Raw genomic sequence first — 17,930 nt, forward strand, 5'->3', positions numbered from 1 at the left:
TGAATACACAGATAGTAGGTTGGGCACGGGGCTACATGTAGTAGTAATACTTGTCAGGCAGCATATCGTCGTCCTCCGCATACTGAATGATTTCGCCCACTTTCTGCGCAAAACGCAATGTAATCGGAAGGCTATCAAAGAAGTTGCAGTTGTTGAAGTTGAGTTTTGTCAACGCCAGAATCTCCGTACAAACACGCTTGAGCGTTGACTCGCCTTCAAAAATGGATACCTCCAACGGGTGGGGTACATACTGGCCAGGGAAGGTTTCGTAATAAGGGATGTACCCAGTAGTGTACAAGATGCCTGTTTGACGGTCGAGCGGCAGGTGTGTACCGCGCATCACCGGGTAACTGCCTTTGCGACGTAGCAGCTTGATATTGGCGGTCTTGATGGTTACTAGGTCAATTGTCACATCCTCGTTGAGTGCGGCCCGGATGCCGTCCTTCAACCCCTCTGCTTCCGCGTACTCGGCGTGCTGGGCAGATGTCCAGAAGTCCGTCGTTTTATGAATGACTATCCGGTTGGGCGCGATATTGTGGTTGAACTTCTTGTACTTTTCTACAATCTCCTCAATAAGGCTCTTCGCGTAATCATAGGTTAGGTGGGGCGAGGATGTATTGTTCTTATCCGCATCCCACTTGAACTTCTTGCCGATAAAGACGATACCTTTTCCCTCGTAGTTGAAAGCCTGAGCAATGCTGGAGCGAACTAGGTTATTGTCAGAGTTTAGCACTTTGTGGAAGCTGATTCCGATGAAGCAGGTGTGCTTGTCCTGCAAGGTCAGCGTCCAGGGCGTCCCGGCATTCTTGTAGTAGCTAGCCACCACAAAATTCCACGCCTGCATGGATAGGTCTTGGAGGGACTTCTTTTTGCCAAGAATTGTGTCTTCCAGAATAATCTGGACAGGAATGGACTTGGGCATGACAATCAACTGGGCTTTTAAGTAACGCCGCAGATTGAAATACAAATTGCCTTTGTAGGGTATGGAAGAGTGCTTTTTGAAGACATCGGCGGGAATGACAATGAAGCAGATATCCGGGGGCGACATCGAATTTTCGAGCAGGTCTCGGTAAGCCTCCTTGTAGAGGTCACAGATACGTACTACCCGGTCAAACTTCGTCAGCTCCGTGTCATCCAGAATGGCTCGAATCTTCGCCTCTTTAACACTTCGATTATTGGCTTCGTCGTTAACAAAGCCACACTGGAAAATAGATTCTGCATTGAAGCCCGGAAAATCGGGATTCAGCCGCTTGTTCTTGTAGCTGGTTGGTTCTTCGTCCTCGACTTCCGGCTCTTCCTCGCCAACGGGGTCGGCACCGAAAAGCAAGCTTTCCTCGTCATCATAGTCCACTACCTGCCCGGCCTCAATCCGATTGCCCTTCATCTTCACCTCAATATCGGAGGCTTCGATGGGGCTATCGAACTGCTTAATCCACTCCTGAGCCTTTTCGATATTGAAGTTGGTTCCCAGAATGGCGTAATGGATTTCGGAACGGTGGGTGCGCGAACTAGTAGAAAAGAAGCTGCCAATAGCAATGCCCTGCTTGGGGTCTTCGCTGAGGCGGTCGTTACCAAACTCCAGCAGCGGTTCGGGTAGTAGTTCCGGCGTCATTGGTTATCAAATAAGCTGGGCAATGGGAGTACAGAGGCAGTTTTAGCTCCGGCTTTCTTCTTCTGTGATACCTTCTCTCCGTCGAGCGGAATGCCAAAGGAAACGGTAAAATCAAGGGGCCGGCTGAGCAATATAGATGGCTGATTCATGGCCGAACCGTCGAAAACAGTGGCCTCATGTGAGCCTCGGGCCAAATGATGCCACCAGAAGTGCAGCTGGTCCACTACCCCGTCGTTAAAGGTCTTCCGGTTGAGGTAGTTCGTGAACTTGGTGGCCTTTTCCGCCTCTAAGACGGTTGCCCTATCCGAGGTGAAGTAGTATTTCGGACTGACAATGAGGTAGACTTTGTCCTCAATGAACAGCGGCCTGACCGCCACGGCCAGATGCCGAAAGAAGGTGTCTTTGCCGTACTCGTAATACTCCACTACCTTTTTCTCGGTCACTTTTTCGGCGCGACGGGTCCGGTAAGGCACTTTAAATTCTGTCTGGTCTTTGCGCAGGAAAAAGTAGTAGCGCCGGAAGTCGCGCTGGTAGTGCAGGCCGCGCTTGCGCATGAAGTCCTTCAAGTATTCATTCAGCAGTTCCACAAAGTGGTTGCGCAGCGTGGCTGTATCTACCACTTCGCTGTACCGATGTTCGGTTCGCTTTTGCCCCTCCGACACTACGTGCTCATAAAAAGGCTTGAAGTCTTTTTCAATGGGCACAAACGTGTAGATAACCGAATTGTAGATAACAAAGTAGGGCGCTTCGCCGCTGGCAATGTTCTTGAAGATGTCCTTCTTGGTTTTGTAATGCGTCGGGTAAGTGTAGAGCCAGCGCGGTACCGCCTTGAAGGGAAACATATTGGTATCGAGCACTTCGGCCGCCTGGTAGTTGACGCGGCTTTTGAAGGAGGCCCGGTACTTAGTGTCGAAATCGTGCTGCCCGGTCACCAACCGATTCTCCGTTTTGGAAAACACGATGGGTTGCGACTTGCGCTTGCCCTTGGGGCGTGCCAGCGCCTCGTCGATGTTGGTTATTTTCTTGCAGTACAGGATATCAGCGCCGTCGCGACCGTCGAATACTACCAATAGCACATCGTAACCATACACCCGGTAATTCTTCCAGTACTCCAGGTCCTCTTCGCGCGGGAAAAAGCTGAACGACTCTTCGGTTTCCTGCTGAATGTAGCTGGCGCTGCTTTGGGTGGATTTGATTTGCACCTTCAGGGTTTGGGAAGTAGGTTTGATTTTGCCGTCTTCGGTTACCTCGGTTAGTTCTACTTCGCCGTCGATACCAAAGTCGTTCTTGGTTTCCTCCCGCCAGATAATGTAAGGCTGGTGCCGGTTGCAATAATCCGCGAAGACGTTTACGCCTCGCTCGCCGATGATATGGGATGGTCGTACAGTTTTCGACATAAGGCAGAGCAGTAGAATCTGGGCGTTTGCCTAACAAGACTAGCACCAGCTGGAATGCTAACGAAGATAGTGCTTTCGAGGTCTTCTTTTTAGCATAAGACGAGAGCCTTAATGCGCTGAGCGTCTTCGCAGCTAGCTTTTTTAACTGCAATGTGAGATTAGCTTCGGGTTTCGGCCTTCTGTACCTTCGTCTTTATACATGTAGTTAGCCCCGCATGTCCACGTTCCACCGGATTGGTAAAGACAAAGAGTCATTAACCATTTATGAGAAAGCCACTGGTAATTGAGAAGGCGGACTTGTACGGTGACTGGATTTCTATAGCCCGACAGCGGTTGATTAGCAGTGGTTTCGATGTGACTAAGCTCGCTACGAACGATGATGTAGGCCAAGAGTATTTCAATGCCCTCCTGCATCTGACCATCCCGGTTTTGCCTCGTCAGGTTCACCATTCGGACTCGTTTAGTTGTCAGCCTGACCTTGCCACTGGCTTAGCTTCTTTCCTAGCAAAAGTTGAGAACGGCCAAAACTTACGGCCCCACATGAGCCGTGGGGTAAAAAAGGTGGCCAACCGTGATGCTCTTCGTTACGACTGGGGCATTCATCACTTCCACCTGGGCACCACGGTGGCCCCGGACGGTTTTGTCACCCGAACGGGGCCCGTTCTATTCGCTTGGGTCACTGACGCCGCTATGTATTTGCTTGGCATTTATCCTCACGGTGTCTGGAACCAGCAGCAAATGCTTCAACTCATTCACCGGAATTGGCCCGTCCTGCTAGAGCCATACACAATTGCCACCGCAGGGTTGGTGCACCATTTAACAGATGAAGAAATCGGCCAGGCGCGTCGAGCAGGAGTTACCGTCGCCATAGAGGTCGCAGAGGGCGTTGTGGTTGCTCCACCCGGAGGTGGTATGCCGACCTCCGGGCACAGTATGCGCGCTGTTCGAGGGAATGACTGTCTTCATGACAGCTTAGTGAGCATGACGGACATGCTTTGCGACCCGGGTTCTTCTTTCCACCAAGAGGGTGAGAGCAAGGGTATTTACAAGACGCGCACTTTGTCCTACACGCTAATGGATGTCCACGGCCAATGCTTGTTTATCGAGAAGAACAACAACCTACGGTATGAGGTAACAGGCATTCCTTCCTTACCTGCACTTTAAGCAAATCTGTTTACCGCTCCATACCACCGACAGCACGGGCGCCAAGGGTAGCAGCACTACGCTCAGACGCTGAAGGAGCTTGCTCCATAATGCTCACCGAGTGTTTCAATTTTTCTACCTCCCTGCTACCGCTTAGGCCCAGTTGGTCGGCTGCATTAAGGGCTTTGCTTACGTTTTCCCGGTTCAACCCGCTAATGAAGGGTGTGCGCTCAACGTGCCGAGCTACTTCTAGCAGCCGAGCCGCATCCAGTCCTTTCCCGTGCTCACGCAAAGTCTGGGCTACTTGACTAGCGGCTTGCTTGAACACCGCTTGAGCTTCTTCGTGGCTATTAAGCCGCACTGGCGACTTCTCAGCCACTGCTTCTTTCATCACGGCGAATGCCTGAACCTGCTCAGCTGCCACCCGAAACCGTCTGGCATCCGTCTGGTCCTGCCGCGCATCTGGGCCCTGCAACGCCGGATGCTTGGTAATCTTCTCCGCTGCCTGCTGAAACTGCGCCAAATGGGTCTGAATCGCCGCGGGGTTTAGGTTCGTCGCCTCTACCCCCTTCCCTACCGCCACGCCCTTCTCGTAATTGCCAGCGCCGGGCATGTTGGCCACGATGTCCATCACGCGGTAGCCGGTTACCTCCAGTTCGCGCCGGGCATCCATGGCTTTCATCTCCGGGGACAATGCGGCCAGGGGACGTGCTTGGCTGGGGTCGCGCCGTCTCTCGGCTTCGAGGCCGGGCGCCGGGCTGATGACCTGCTCAAACATGGCTTTCAAGGCCAGCAGGTTCTTCGCTGCCTCTTCGGGTGCGTGCGGGCGCACGATGGCCAGGTCGCGGGCCCGGTTGAGCGTGGCCGGGTCAATGCGGGCAAAGTCCACCTGGTAGCCGGCTTCCTGGCCCAGCTGCACGAACGTAGCCTGCAGCGTGCGGCCGTTGCCGTCGCGAAAGGCGTGGGTGTGGTTGTACTGGTCGAGGTAGTAGGCCGCGCGCTCGGCAAACTTTTCCTCCGACAGCCCCTTCAGGTAGTTCTCCTGGCCCAGCTGCTGGCCGATGGCATTCAGCCGCTGCTCAATCTCTTTGTAGGGCGCGTAGGTCATCGTTTCCTTGAAGCCGGTGACGTACGTGGGCTTGTGCCCCTGAAACTCCCGGTCGGCCCGGGTTTCGCCGGCCCACTGGTAGACGCCCTCAAACAGCTTCTGGTGCACCTGCTTGAGGTGAGCGTGGTCGTAACGCCCGCCGGGGATGCCGCCCTGCAGGTTAAGGCGCTGCAGGCGCAGCAGCGAGGAGTCGGTTTCGGCCTGGGCCAGCTGCTGGGGGTCGGTAATGCCCAGCCGGTTTATCCGTACGCCGTTTTCGTCGCTGAATCGGTCGCCGGCTACCATCAGCGCGCGGCTTGGTCCTCAGGGCTGGCCGGGGGGACGCCCGGCTGGTAACGGGCCAGCAGCAGCGCATCGTTGAGCTCAATGGCCTCGTCGATGCTCAGCTCGCCGTCCACGTAGCGCTGCATGATGGCCACACTCTCCGGACTCGGCGCCGGGCCGTTGCTCATCAGGATGGCAATGGAGTTGTTGGCGCCGCGCTCCCGCTCCTGGCGGGCCGCGAGCTGCTCGGGGTCTAGGCCGGCCGGGGCCGGGGTAAAAAAGCTCTTCATCATCGGAATTGGGAATAGGTGCTGGGTACTTACTCAACAGCAAAAAACGGCTTTAAGTCCCCTTCTGCGAGGTTTTCGAGGCTATTCGACCTCATTCTTGGTGGCTCCTGCCAAGGTATTTGCGTGCAGGGCCAGGGTTTCTTTGACCTGCTGGCTGACGCGGCGGTAATTCTCCTGCACCACCACCGAGAGCGTCGCGGCGGCATCCGCTTCGCTGTCGCCGAACGTGGCCACCGGGTGCAACGGGAAACGCTCCGGGGTGGCATCGGCCCGGGAGATGACGCCCTGGAAGAAGGTGCGCTCCGTTTCCACGGTCTGCCCGATAAACTCGCCCTGCTGCAGGCTGATGGCGTCCTGCACCCGCACCAGGTTGCGTTCCTGGTAGCTGGTGCTCAGGTTGGAGCTATGACTACCGTGGCTACCGGCTCCGCCCTGGCTCTTGCCGGTGCTGGTGCTGTGCATCTGCTTGTCCTCACGGCCCACGAGCTCGGAAATGAACTTGGCCGTGTCGAGCGAGTTGACCTTGCCGAAAAACTGGTTGTTGAGGTTGGAAACCATAACCTTCATCTTTTCAGGACCATAGGCATCGGTCATTTGCGCCAAGTCCTGGGTCATGTAGATGGTGGCCACCTTGTTGCTGCGGGCCGTGGCGGGCAGCAGCTCCAGCCCCGGCACGTACACTGTGGCGGCCTCGTCGAGGAACACGTAGCTGCGGTGCTTGTGCTGCTGGTTCATGAGCTTGATGGCCACGGTGATGATGCAGCTGACCACCGGCGAGAAGGTTTCCTTCAGTGTCGGGTCGTTGCCGATGCAGAGCAGCGCCGGCTGCTTGGGGTCGTTCAGGTTGAGCGAGAACCCCTCCCCTTTCGCCTCGTCGGGCGTGAGCACCCACACGATTTCCGGGGAGTTGATGCGGTTCAGTATCACCTGCAGCGTGCCCACCACGGCGGCTACCTGCTTCTCGGCCCGCTGCTCCACGGCCGTCACGATGCTGCGCACCATGCCGGCGCACTCGGGGTCGGTTTCCAGCATCGAAAGCACGTGCTTGAAGTCCTTGTGGATGGCTGTGGCCACCACATGGGGAATGGTGCAGTAGCGCGGGAAATGCTTTTTGTAAAACCAGATGATGCCCGTCAGGTAGGCCACGGCGCTGATGTCGAAGAACTCCATCTTGCGGATGCTGGCCGGATTTAAGTTGTTGATGATGGCCCGCGAGTATTCCTCGGCAAAAGCCACCACAGGCATGTCTGCGGCCCGCAAGGGGTTGACCCGCTCGCTGCGCGTCAGGTCGCGGAAGTTGATGACGTGCAGCACCACCGCCGGCTCGGGCTCCCCGTTGGGCAGGCGCCGCGGCGCATCCGGCCGGCGCCCGGCCAGTTCCAGCGCCTTCTGCGCCGTTTCCGCCAGCACCGGGAACTTGAAGTCGTAGATGAGCCCGGCAAAATTCTTGGCCGCCAGCTGCTCAATCACGGGCTCCCCGATGGAGTACGTTTTGCCCGCGCCGGCGCCGCCTAGCACCAGCACGCCCCGGTAGGGATTGGGTACGTTCACCCAACCGCCTCCTTCCGTGGGCAAGCTGAACCCATCGGGTGTATCTACCTTCTTGCGCTCCACGCTCAGCCCAAAGTCCGGGCTTTTGGTCAGCGCCCGCAGCAGCCCCACCACAAAGCCGCTGGCCAGCACCAGGGTCGCGGCCACGGGATAGCCTACCCGGATAAAGCCGGCCGGGTACGAGGCGATGCCGAGCAGCACGTAGGCGCTGAGCAGGGCCAGGCCCGCACAGCTGGCCACGACGATGCGCACGGCCTGGGGCCGCGGCGGCTTGCGGCGGGCCTGCCCCGGTTTGCGCGCCGGCGCCGGTTGCAGGAATACCAGCGCCACGGCTACGAGCAGCAGCAGCCCCCGCAGGTACACGCCGGCCGCGTCGTAGAACCGACCGGCCTTCACCAGCACCTTCTGTTGAAATCCCTGCCCGGCGGTGGCCACGCGCAGGGCCGCCGCCCCGCCCGTGCTTACGACCTGGTCGCCGGCCTGGCTCGTGGCGCTGGCCAGCTCGGCAGCCGGCTTGCCCACCACGGGCGCCGCTTGCCGCCGCAGCCGCGTGCGCCGCGCTTCGGCCCGCTGCCGGTTGAGTACGGCCAGCCGGGCCGCGAGGCGCTGCCCTGGCGTCAGCCGGGGAGCCTGCGCGGCCTGGTGTTGCGCGGCCCGCGCGGCGGCCAGCTCGGCCGGGTGCAGCAGCACGTACCACTCGCCGGCCAGCAGGCCCGCCAGCAGCAGGGCCAGGATGAGCAAGATGGGTTGGGAAGCGGCCGCGGGTCGGGGTGGTTGGTTTAGCATGGGGCGTAGAACAAAAGAATGGGGTGGGCTTACATCTCGATATCCAACTCGGCGCTGCGGCGCCCGGGCTTCTCGGCCACCTGCTCGGTGCGCTCGTCCCGGGTAGCTTGGGCGTTGCGCACCAGGTGTTGCACCGCGTGCAGGGCCGTCACCGCTTGGCGCTGTGGGGCCGGAGCCTGCTCCCGCCCGGTGCGCAACAGTTGCAAGGCGTTGTCGATGGGCCGGCCGTCGCGGGCACGCTCCTCCACCCGGCGCAGCATCCGGTAAAACGTCTTGTCAAACTGCCGGGCCTGGGCAATGGCCTGCACCTGGTCCGGCGCCAGGTGCTGCTCCCGGGGCACCAGCTGGTTGATGGCAGCCACGCGCCCGGCAATCTTATCCAGCCGGCCGGCATCGTAAGCCGGGTCGCGTGGCCGGGCTGCCTGGGGCCGCAGCTTCTCGTGCGCCTGGGCCTCGTAGCCAAACTGCTGCTCGAACTGCCGGCCGGCCGCCGCTTGCCAGCGCATCAGGTCAAACCGCTGCCGGCGCCCGCCGGGGTTGAGGGTCAGCTTTTGCTCCCGGTCGCGGGCGCTGACAATGATGTGCACGTGCGTCTGCAGGCCCGCGCGCTTGGCGCCGGCCTTGGCCGTGCCCGCCACCACCTCGGGGTCCGTCCCCCGGTGGGTGCGGTCCTGGTGGAGGATGGCTCCCCATACCAGGCTTTGGCTGTCCAGCTGCCGGCCGCCGGGCAGCCGGAAGTTCTGCGCGTACTGGTCCATAACCTGCCGGGTGTACGCCTTAAGCTTGTCGGTGTCGTTGCCGATGTGGGCCAGCTCCTGCTCGCTGGGACTCAGCACCAGCGAGTAAAATTTAGCCTCCGCAGCCCGCAGCCCTTTCACGTTGGAGTCGATGCGTTGCAGCAGCTGCGCGGTGCCGAGCTCGTCCGAATCGGCATTGAAAAACGTTGCTTCCTGCCCCTCCCCTACCGCTTCGTGCTGCAGATAATTCAGCGTTTGCGCGCAGCTGCCGGTATTGGTATACGCTGCTTTGCCGTGCGTTTTGGGGTTGATAAGTTTGACGTACATCGGCCTTTTAACCTGCTTTAAGTCCGCTGGAAGCAGCTCCATTTTCTCCCGATTGCCCCGGCTCTACCTGGCTTTCTACTGGCGCCTGGTGCCTTCCCGGGCCCTGTTTGCGGGCGGTCTGCAGCGCTTCTTTTACCTGCCTTTCTACCGCTTCTTCGTTGCGCTGGCGTAGCAATTGGATCGCCTGCTGCTGCCGCTGCAGCTGTACTTCGCTGAGCGTTTCCAGCTGCGCGTTCAGGTTGCTCACCAGGATTTCGTTCATGCGCAGCACCCGCTCCAGCGTGATGCGGCTACGCAGCATTTCTTCCAGCATGGCCGTGAGCAGCGTGCGCTCCTGCTCCTGCATGAAGCCGAAGACCCGGTCACCCAGCTTTTTTATCTGCTGCATGATGAGCTGCCCTTCGCGCGCTTCCGTGGCGCGGGGGTCGAGCCCTCGGGTAGCAAAGTACTCCACGGCCGCACTGGTGTAGGCCCCTAGGCTGGCGCCGACTTCCGCGGCCGCCGCGTCGGCTTTGCGGTAGGCAATGCTGTCGAGGGTAACCCGTTTGCGAAGCGCTGTACTCATGACATGTATGTTGTTGGTAGGCTCGCGGCCCACATTTACATCTGTAAACCAATTACTTACATTCAGATGGCCCGCTAAAACAGCTCTGCTGGTTTATAAACGACTCAGGAATAGCGCGTTAGCTCTAAGCCTGAGTTGTTCTTCTTGCTAAGACCATTCTACAGTTAGCAATAAGTTAGTAAGAAGCTAGTACGGAGCTTTGAATATTAGTGTTAGCTCCCGGGGCACTTCGCCTTCATTTGCCATCTAGGTTCTGAATCAAACCCGTTGCAACAGACTATGCACCCAGGCTCCTCCAACACCTGCTTTGGCTAATTGCTGGTTGCTGGCTTTGATTCAATTATGCCGCATTGCAACTCAAGGGCACGCCGACGCGGGTTTTAAGCTGCTGGGTTCAAATCAACAGTTCTGCAATTCTGCATTTCTGTTGCTGATATATGACACCTGCTAGCTCCAACTGGTCGCTTGTGCCGCAATTCTGCTTTTCTGTAGTTCTACACTTCTGCAAGTTGTTCCCTCACGTGTCGGCTCACTGCTTTCTACTTTTGTGCAAATCTGTTTTTCTGTTGTTTTGTATTTCTGTTAAACTCACGCACTCACTGCTACCTGTCCCATCTAGCTGCGGTTCTGCAAAAACACACTTCTGCAAACCTGTTTTTCTGTTGTTATGTGATTCTGCTTTTTTGTTATTTAACTTTCCTGCAACTAGACAGAACCGCATGACAACAGAAAACCAGAAATGCTTTTCTGGCTAAAAACACTTCTGCTTTTCAGCAAAAGTGTTGTTCTGCGCTTCTGGCTTTCTGCTTTTCTATTACTTTTGGTTTATTGTCCTGCCGGCGCGTTGCCCCGGTACCTACCTACGCCTCAACCCCACACCCACTATGTCCAAGGTTATCAGCTTTGCCACCCAGAAGGGGGGCTCCGGTAAATCCACGCTGGCTCTGGTGCTCGCTGCCCCGCTGGCAACGGAGTACGGCTTGCGCATCGCCGTCCTCGACTGCGACTACCAGCAGAGCATCGTCAAGACCCGCGAGCAGGTGGACGCGGCCAACTTCGCCAAGCTGCGCGAAGTCAACCCCGACGCCCAGTATCCCTACGACGTGTACCCCTGGCAGCTGAGCCAGATTTTTGACTTCATCGATAATCCCGAGCACAACTACGACCTCATCATCATCGACGTGCCCGGCCGCGCCGACGGCGACGACGTGTTCAACGCCCTGACGGCCTGCGACGCGGTGATAGTGCCCCTAGTGTCGGATTACCTGGACCGGGCCTCCACGGCCGAATTTATGACCATCCTGGAGGCCATCAAGAAAGCCGCCGACGACGCCCAGATTGACTTCCAGTACTACGGCCTGCCCACCAAGCGCGTGGCGGGGCAGCGGGAGGAGAAAGAGATGGACGACTACATCGACGGACTGGGCCTGTCGCGCTTCAACTCGTACCTGGGTCACCGCAAGGCCTACACCCGGGCCTCGACGCTCTACAGCCTGCTCAATCCGGCCTGGTCGCGTTACGCCGGTGGCTCCAAGGACACAAGTGAGGAAATCCGCCGCGTGTGCGAGGAGCTCATCGAGCGTCTCGGCCTGCCTGACCGCCGTCCCGCCGCGGCGACTACTGTATCCACTGCTTCAACCTCCGCGAAATAATGGGCTTCGAGAAACCGCAAATCACGCCGCGCCGCCGCATTGAAGTACCCGAAGAAGCCCGCCAGCAGGCCCGGGCCGGGATGGGAGGGGAGGCCACTCGCACGGCCACCACGCCGCCGGCGCCGGTGGAGCCAGTGGCGCCCCCCACGCCCGCAGCTGCTCCGGCAGTTGCCGCTCCTGCACCCGAGCCCGTAGCGGCGGCCTCGCAGCCAGCTGCGCCAGCTGCCGCTCCCGTTCGTACCTCTACGCGGGGCCGTAAGCCCGCCGCGGCCGCAGCACCAGTCCCGGAGGCCGAAGTGCCCCTGCATACGGTGCAAATCGCCAAGTCCGTGGTGCAGGAGATTAAGATGAGTTTGCTGCTGGTCACGCCCGGCCCGGATACGCCGACTACCATCAAGAATTACCTGGAGGCAGCCCACCGGCACTACGATGCGCACCTGCGCAAAACCGGCAAGTTGCCGCCGGCCAAGTAGGGGAAGGGCCTTTCGGTCGACCGAGTACCAGCAGCTCTTTCGGGGGCTGCTGGTGTTTTGGGCGGTGGGGGAGGGGAGTGGCCCGAGCTTGCGGCCGCTGGCTTTCGGCTACGCTCACTTTTTATAAGCAGTGGCTGGCGGGCATCAGGGTCTTACCAGTTTCGTTCGCGGCGGCTGCTTTCTGGCAGATGGCCTAAACAGCCTGCGCGGGGCAAAAGGAGGGCTTTACTGCGGCGAAGGCCTTGGGGTTGCACTTATAAAACGTGCTAGTTGGCGGCTGCAGAGCCCGCCCGAACTTATAAAACGTGGTAATTCACTGTTAGTTAATAGTTAGTATAAAGTTAGTAAGTGTCTTTTTCACCTTAAAAAATGTTGGAATGACTTATAAAAAGTGGTGCAAAGCATCTATCCCTACTACAGCATCGAGAAGCTGCAGTCGCTTATAAAACGTGAGATTAACTTTGAATAGGAAAGAATCGACTTTGAAAAGTGCAATCCCCTGATGACGTCGGTTTTCCCATGCTCATTGTGTTGTTTTCTTGTTTGTTTGGCTGGTGGTTTGCAACCGGCCACTTAAAAGCTAATCGTAGGGGGTACAACAACTCTTGTGAGTTATTTGCTATTACTTGTTCTATTTGTAGGGCTCATAACTCGCTGAAACACAGAAGTATATAATGGTATAAAACCACTTTTTATAAGCGAAAAACCACTTTTTATACCTTTTATTACCACGTTTTATAAGCGAAATCTCACGTTTTATAAGTCCAAAGACCACGTTTTATAAGTGAAAAACCACGCCCAACTACCACTGTGGTTTTTTACTTCCCCGTCACGTACTTTTGCCTTATCCCCGCGTTCTTATCCCGAATTTATGAAGCCTGAAGATACCGCCGTTGTAGTCGTAGAGCCCACTCCCGTCGTTCGCCAGCACAATGCCATCACGCAGGCCCGCTACGACTACACGGCCTGCCAGCTGGATATCTTCTTTTACCTGCTGTCCCGCCTGCGCCGGGACGACACGCCCGACCAGGAGTACACCATTTACGTGAAGGACGTGGAGGCGCTCACGGGCCGCCAGTGGAACTACCAGCAGCTGCGTGAGGCAACGGCTGACATGGGCTCGCGCATGTTCGAGGTAGAAAATGAGCGGACCTACCAGCAGCTTTGGATGTTTCAGCGCGTGGAGTACATCAAAGGCAAAGGGTGCCTGCAGATTCAGCTGGCGGCGCCGATTCGCCCCTACCTGTTTAACCTCAAGGAAAACTTTACTTCCTACCAGCTGCATTCGGCTCTGAAGCTGAGTAGCAAGTACGCCAAGCGCATTTACCAACTGGTGAGCCAGTGGAAGGACAAGACTTCGACGCGCACCTACCCGCTGGACGAATTCAAGCAGATGTTGCACCTGAAAGACCCCAAGGGCAAGGAGCCGGAGTTGTTTCAGAACATCAGCCAGCTTAAGGCCCGCGTGCTCGACATTGCCGTGCGCCAGGTCAGCGAGCACACCGACCTCAAAATTGACTACGAGTTGGTCAAGAAGGGCAGAGCTTACGACGCGGTGCGCTTTACCATTGCCCGCCAGCATCCCCAGCAGCTGCCCATCCCGTTCGAGCAGCCGGCGGAGGATGCCCGCGCCTTCGCGGCCCGGCAGCACCTGGACGCGCTGGGCATTACCCAGCCGCAACTGGTGGCCAGTATCCTCGGCGACGCCAAGCACCTGGACCAGCTGTTCAAGTTCACCTACCAGCTAAAAACCGACAAGGTGAAGGCGACCAAGAACCCGGGCGGACTATTTCTAAAGATTTGCGGCCTGCGGTGAAGTCGCCTGATTGTGGGTAACCCTGACAGCAAACTACAGAATCAGCAGTTCGTCAGAGGGCGCAAATCTTCCGCTAAGAGCAGCAGAACCAGGCTGACCCGGAATTTCCACAACCAAGCTGGCGTATACCCCACTGCCAACCCGAGTTATATTGCCTTGGAAGCCTCCCTTACCATCAGGAGTCATTCTCAAGTAATGCTTACCCCGTTGATAGACGTACCGGTCATAAAAGGGGAAAACCTGTTTTCTTCCGTCCGCGAAAGTGCCCACCAGCATTCTATCGGAAGACTTATCGCTAACCCTGCCCACAGGCACGCTAAGCGTGTAGTTGGCCCCAACGTCAGCATCCTCCCGGGTAAATACCTTGAATGCATTGCTAATTCTGCTAACGTCATGTTCTAGGTCGTCCACCACCGATGGCTGGTAAAGCAGAACCAGTGAAATGGGCTTGCCGGGAAACATTTCAAAATACTGGGTTATCCATTCCACTGCTTTTTCTAAAGAAACGCTGTCAGGCAGATGGATGAATAGCGAGTTGAACACATTATCTGTCTCAACGGCTGAATGCTTGGCCAAATTAGAACACGCGTCCTGCAGCTTGGAAAACAGGTTTTTGTACTCGTTCCGGTGATAGGCAGAGGTGATGACTAGCGTGTACGATTGATATTTCAGATGAAACGAGCTGAGCTTATCCTTGAATGGATATATCATCAGGATAAACACGGCCCTGGCATTCTCATCCTTGGCAGGCTTCGATGGGTCGATTGGCTCCACCAATGCTGAAAAGGGTTCTGCTGACATCCGTTGCTGCTTGAACATGTCGTCCAAACGCTCCAACAGCATGTTCCATTCACGGTCCTCGGGATAAACATCTGGGAAGTCCAGTACCACCTGACACGGGAGGTAAGCATACTTTTTTAAAAGCTGCACGACGAGCACCTCCAATTCTGCTGCTCGTTTTTCAAAGCTTTGCTGGTACTTGGAAGCTCCATAATTCTTTATGGATACCCGCATTTCCTTTCCACTCACTCCAGTTAGTATCCCGTCAAAACCGGCCTGGTTCAGCTTGGCTGGCTTGATGGGGTGCTCATTGGAATGGAGCATGCTCAACGCGAAGATTTCAAACAAGGCCCCCTGATAGGTATTTTTCTCCCGGCTCATCACTAGCTTAACCTGGGCAACAGTCCATTTGCGGTCTATCTCCAGCAAACGTTTGATGCTGTAAGCCAAAGAGAACAGTTCGTTGGTAGCAAGCTCATCCACCCTTCGCCAAAGCAGTTGAAGCGGATGACCGATGCTGCCGGTAAGCCAACTCAGTGTGAACTGGTCAATCAGGACCTGCATGTATTCAGCCAGTTCTTCGTCTGTGATACCTAGAGTATTTCTTCTATTCATCGAGTTTGAACGCTAGTTTGATATAAACGACTTTCTACCGGCCTGTTTTCTCAGGCTCATTGCCAGCATGGCTTGGTTAAAAATGATGGCAGCCTTGGATTAGGGTCAACCAAGGCTTCTCTATTGGAGAGCGGAGGCCGCTGAAAGCTGTACAGCTTCAGCACGGACGACAGCAAACAGCTCTTCCTCCGACACACCCAGCACCCGGGCCAACTGCTGCAGTTCTCCCACGGTACAAGTGTCAGGACTGCGCTTGCGAGTGTCGTAGGTGCGCGCCGATACCCCCCAGGCTTCCACGATGCGCTTGCGGGTGCCAGCCACTTCCAGTAGCTCGGCCAGCGTGCTGGGGTGGTGGACGCGCGGGGGGCTGGTCAGGGGTTCGGTAAAGGCCACAGTCGGGGCAGGTACTTTTGGCATTTGAGGAAGGCTAAAAAGGCACAGAATAAAGTGCGTAAGGTATCCCTTTTACGCAGCGTCTAGTCCTTCGGCCGCCTGCAACTCTCTTGTATTTCCGACGCAAGCGTTTGCTCCTCCCAGCGGCCGCACTCAGCTACGGCCAGCGCTAGCCATGCTTCCAGCTGGGCCGGCTCCGTACACTGAGTAATAAACGGCTCAGCCGCTTGACGGCGCTCCGGCGAAATGGCGGGGTGCTGTAAGATGCAGCGCAGTTCAGCGCGCATAGCCACCAGGGCGCACGGCGCAGCTGCGGGCTCCGGTACCATTGATTTCACGGACATGGGTAGCAGCAGTAAGGGCAGTAGGAAAAAGAAATAGCTGGTAGCCACGCCGCCGCCCCAGTACCGGGGCGGCGGTGGGCTGGCCTAGCGCAGCATGTCAGATTTCATCAGCAGCACCGGACCGGCTACCACGTCGACGGGCGAGTAGTGCTCCAGCGGGTAGGTTTCGTACCAGGCGGCCGTGGCCAGCGGGTTGATGGGGAGCCGGCGGTTTTTGCCCTCGTCATCAAACACGAAAATATACCCCTCGTAAGGCCCGTGCTGGGGGCAGTGCACGTCGATGTAGTCAGCGGCCAGGGCGGCCCGTAGCTGGGCCAGGCCGAAGCTTTTGCGGCCCTTGTCGGGGCGCACCTCGCGGGTGCGGCCGTCCACAGCCAGCAGCGTAGCTGCTCCCTGGGCTGGCCTCATGCCGGTGTGCTGGCTCTGGAAGTAAGCCCCCAATTCCTGCCGGGTGGCGTACCGTTGGCCGCCCACCACCTGAAACGGCCCATGGTCGTAGGTGGTCGTCGGAAAAAGCTGGCCTGTTGTGCCGCATAGGGCCACAATCAGCGTCGGCTGACCGGGTGCGGTGCGTAGAAACAGACGGGGCGGCAGCGGAAAGTTAGCGCCCTCGGGCTTTACCAACTCCGTATTGTGCAGGCTGAACACCAGCGGACCAGGGGTGATTAAACAGGGGGCATATTCCATACTACAGGACTGATTTATTGAACCTTACTACTATCTATCAAACGAATTGCAGGCCCTGCACGTTCTCTTTTTTACTTATAATTTGTATCTTTTTGCTCTTTTTTGTAGCCTTCTTCGCCTCACCGCCCCCGCGGGACTGCGCTCAAAAAGTGCAACTGGAGGTTCTGGCAACGGCTCCTATGTTGATTCAAGACGTGCTCAGGATGGACCTGCAGCAGGCGACTCCCCCAAACGAGGCAGTTGCTTGCGGAGAGTGCGACTCGTGGCCCCCGCATCCGGCAAGGGCTCGAACCAATCCCGGTAAGCCGACGTGAGCCGGTCGGCCACGATGGCCAAGCGCTGTTGCTCGCCTTCGCGCCGCACCCAGATATGCGCACTGCCGCAGCCTACTTCGTAGCCGGGCCCTAGTAGCTTCTTCACCGCCCCCGCCAGCCCGCGCAAATCGGTGGTGTGGGTGTGGGCCTGCACGTGCTGGCGTACGGCCTGCAGGCGTCGTTTTTCGGCTGCATCACGGGACTTTTGCTCGATGGCTACGTAAGCCTGCTGCGCCGGAAAAGGGTCTGCTACGGCGGTGGTTTTGGGGTACGGGTTCATAGGAAAAGGAAATAGGGTAGGAGGAAAGCGGGAAGAGCCCGCGTCGTCAGCGCGCGTTCAGGTAGCGCGGGTCCTGGAAGCCGGCCAGCAGCCGGGCCGTGGCGAAGGCGGCGGCGAAGTGGCCGCGGTGATAATCGGCGTGCAGTTGGCCCACGTGGGTGAAATCGTAGCGAAGGCCCGTGTGGCCCAGGGGCTGCAGAAACTGGTCGGCTTCTTCGGCGCTGAAGCCGCTCAGGTCCCGGCCATCGCTGAGGAGCACCTGCACGCCGGGCCGCTCGTCGGCCCCCCGCTCGTAGACTTCGTAGATGAGGCCCACGGCTTGCTCGCGGGGATAGAGCACGGCGTCGCCGACGATTAACTGCTGGGCTGCAGGCATAGGGACGGGAAACGGCGTGAATGGGGTGATACTCTCAGAGCAGCAACAGGCGGTACTGTCCGGCCTGGTCTTCGCGGGTGGCGCGCACGGCCTCGCGGGCCAGGGGCCGCAGGGACTTGACCAGGGCTTCAAGTACCTGAAAGTCTTCGTCGGTGGCCACTGCCACCGGCAGGCGCTCAGCTACTTCGAGCGTGAGGCCTTCGCTGCTCAGGCCGTAGCCTCGCTGCTGCATGTCGGCTTCGATGTCGGTGAGCACGGCGGCCACCCGCGCGCGGTAGTGGTTCCAATCGGCGTCCCCGAAAACGGGGGCTTCACTTGCATTCATGGGGCGGTAGGGGAGAAGAGGGTGAAAAAGAAGCCAGCAAGGTGGGCAGCCGCCGGCCGCGGCTGCCCGGGCCGGGGCTTATGCGGCAGCTAGCC

Annotated in this window: 17 protein-coding genes; 4 read left to right on the forward strand and 13 right to left on the reverse strand. The window is 57.8% G+C overall.

From position 1 onward, the window contains the following. Positions 1 to 31 precede the first annotated feature (31 nt). Positions 32 to 1,612: an argonaute/piwi family protein gene (locus F0P96_RS20760; protein WP_151080922.1), complete on the reverse strand. Its 1,581-nt coding sequence runs from the start codon at positions 1,610 to 1,612 to the stop codon at positions 32 to 34. Then, positions 1,609 to 3,009, reverse strand: coding sequence for a DUF4365 domain-containing protein (locus F0P96_RS20765; protein WP_151080923.1), 1,401 nt, complete (start codon positions 3,007 to 3,009; stop codon positions 1,609 to 1,611). The genes F0P96_RS20760 and F0P96_RS20765 overlap by 4 nt, the downstream gene beginning before the upstream one ends. Before the next feature lie 264 nt (positions 3,010 to 3,273). Here F0P96_RS20765 and F0P96_RS20770 point away from each other — a divergent pair, with 264 nt between their 5' ends. Continuing rightward, positions 3,274 to 4,173: a hypothetical protein gene (locus tag F0P96_RS20770; RefSeq protein WP_151080924.1), complete on the forward strand. Its 900-nt coding sequence runs from the start codon at positions 3,274 to 3,276 to the stop codon at positions 4,171 to 4,173. Between the two features lie 10 nt (positions 4,174 to 4,183). Here the strand turns inward: F0P96_RS20770 and F0P96_RS20775 are convergent, their stop codons facing one another. From F0P96_RS20775 to F0P96_RS20795, 5 genes are all read right to left on the reverse strand, one after another. After that, positions 4,184 to 5,545 (reverse strand): Fic/DOC family protein, encoded by a 1,362-nt coding sequence (locus tag F0P96_RS20775; protein ID WP_151080925.1) that lies wholly within the window; start codon positions 5,543 to 5,545, stop codon positions 4,184 to 4,186. Next, positions 5,545 to 5,817 carry an antitoxin VbhA family protein gene (locus tag F0P96_RS20780; RefSeq protein WP_151080926.1) on the reverse strand — a complete coding sequence of 91 codons (273 nt, stop codon included), beginning with the start codon at positions 5,815 to 5,817 and terminating at the stop codon, positions 5,545 to 5,547. Before F0P96_RS20780 ends, F0P96_RS20775 begins: the two co-directional genes overlap by 1 nt. Positions 5,818 to 5,895: 78 nt before the next feature. Beyond that, the gene (locus F0P96_RS20785; protein ID WP_151080927.1) at positions 5,896 to 8,151 is read right to left on the reverse strand and encodes a type IV secretory system conjugative DNA transfer family protein; all 2,256 of its coding nucleotides are present in this window, start codon (positions 8,149 to 8,151) and stop codon (positions 5,896 to 5,898) included. Positions 8,152 to 8,180: 29 nt separating this feature from the next. Continuing rightward, on the reverse strand, positions 8,181 to 9,215 hold the full coding sequence (locus tag F0P96_RS20790) for a DUF5712 family protein (RefSeq protein WP_151080928.1): 1,035 nt from the start codon (positions 9,213 to 9,215) through the stop codon (positions 8,181 to 8,183). A gap of 7 nt (positions 9,216 to 9,222) precedes the next feature. After that, positions 9,223 to 9,780 (reverse strand): BfmA/BtgA family mobilization protein, encoded by a 558-nt coding sequence (locus F0P96_RS20795; RefSeq protein WP_151080929.1) that lies wholly within the window; start codon positions 9,778 to 9,780, stop codon positions 9,223 to 9,225. An 884-nt stretch (positions 9,781 to 10,664) separates the two neighbouring features. Between F0P96_RS20795 and F0P96_RS20800 the strand changes: the two genes are divergently transcribed. The 3 genes from F0P96_RS20800 (at position 10,665) to F0P96_RS20810 (ending at position 13,721) form a co-directional block, all read left to right on the forward strand. Then, on the forward strand, positions 10,665 to 11,432 hold the full coding sequence (locus tag F0P96_RS20800) for a ParA family protein (protein ID WP_126696201.1): 768 nt from the start codon (positions 10,665 to 10,667) through the stop codon (positions 11,430 to 11,432). Then, the gene (locus F0P96_RS20805) at positions 11,432 to 11,905 is read left to right on the forward strand and encodes a hypothetical protein (RefSeq protein WP_126696202.1); all 474 of its coding nucleotides are present in this window, start codon (positions 11,432 to 11,434) and stop codon (positions 11,903 to 11,905) included. The genes F0P96_RS20800 and F0P96_RS20805 overlap by 1 nt, the downstream gene beginning before the upstream one ends. Positions 11,906 to 12,776: 871 nt before the next feature. Next, positions 12,777 to 13,721: a replication initiation protein gene (locus F0P96_RS20810; protein WP_151080930.1), complete on the forward strand. Its 945-nt coding sequence runs from the start codon at positions 12,777 to 12,779 to the stop codon at positions 13,719 to 13,721. Between the two features lie 33 nt (positions 13,722 to 13,754). Here the strand turns inward: F0P96_RS20810 and F0P96_RS20815 are convergent, their stop codons facing one another. The 6 genes from F0P96_RS20815 to F0P96_RS20840 all read right to left on the reverse strand — a co-directional run bounded on the left by F0P96_RS20815 (position 13,755) and on the right by F0P96_RS20840 (position 17,835). Next, entirely contained in the window at positions 13,755 to 15,116 is a 1,362-nt protein-coding gene (locus tag F0P96_RS20815) for a hypothetical protein (protein ID WP_151080931.1), read from the reverse strand. A 120-nt stretch (positions 15,117 to 15,236) separates the two neighbouring features. Beyond that, complete coding sequence (locus F0P96_RS20820) at positions 15,237 to 15,533, reverse strand: hypothetical protein (RefSeq protein ID WP_151080932.1); 297 nt, start codon at positions 15,531 to 15,533, stop codon at positions 15,237 to 15,239. Between the two features lie 404 nt (positions 15,534 to 15,937). After that, positions 15,938 to 16,540, reverse strand: coding sequence for a hypothetical protein (locus F0P96_RS20825; RefSeq protein WP_151080933.1), 603 nt, complete (start codon positions 16,538 to 16,540; stop codon positions 15,938 to 15,940). Positions 16,541 to 16,738: 198 nt separating this feature from the next. Beyond that, positions 16,739 to 17,134 (reverse strand): hypothetical protein, encoded by a 396-nt coding sequence (locus F0P96_RS20830; RefSeq protein ID WP_151080934.1) that lies wholly within the window; start codon positions 17,132 to 17,134, stop codon positions 16,739 to 16,741. A gap of 46 nt (positions 17,135 to 17,180) precedes the next feature. Next, positions 17,181 to 17,510, reverse strand: a complete 330-nt coding sequence (locus tag F0P96_RS20835; protein WP_151080935.1) for a hypothetical protein — start codon at positions 17,508 to 17,510, stop codon at positions 17,181 to 17,183. Between the two features lie 34 nt (positions 17,511 to 17,544). Then, positions 17,545 to 17,835 (reverse strand): hypothetical protein, encoded by a 291-nt coding sequence (locus F0P96_RS20840; protein ID WP_151080936.1) that lies wholly within the window; start codon positions 17,833 to 17,835, stop codon positions 17,545 to 17,547. Between the last annotated feature and the right edge of the window lie 95 nt (positions 17,836 to 17,930).

The organism is Hymenobacter busanensis (assembly GCF_008727865.1).
Lineage (GTDB): Bacteria > Bacteroidota > Bacteroidia > Cytophagales > Hymenobacteraceae > Solirubrum > Solirubrum busanense.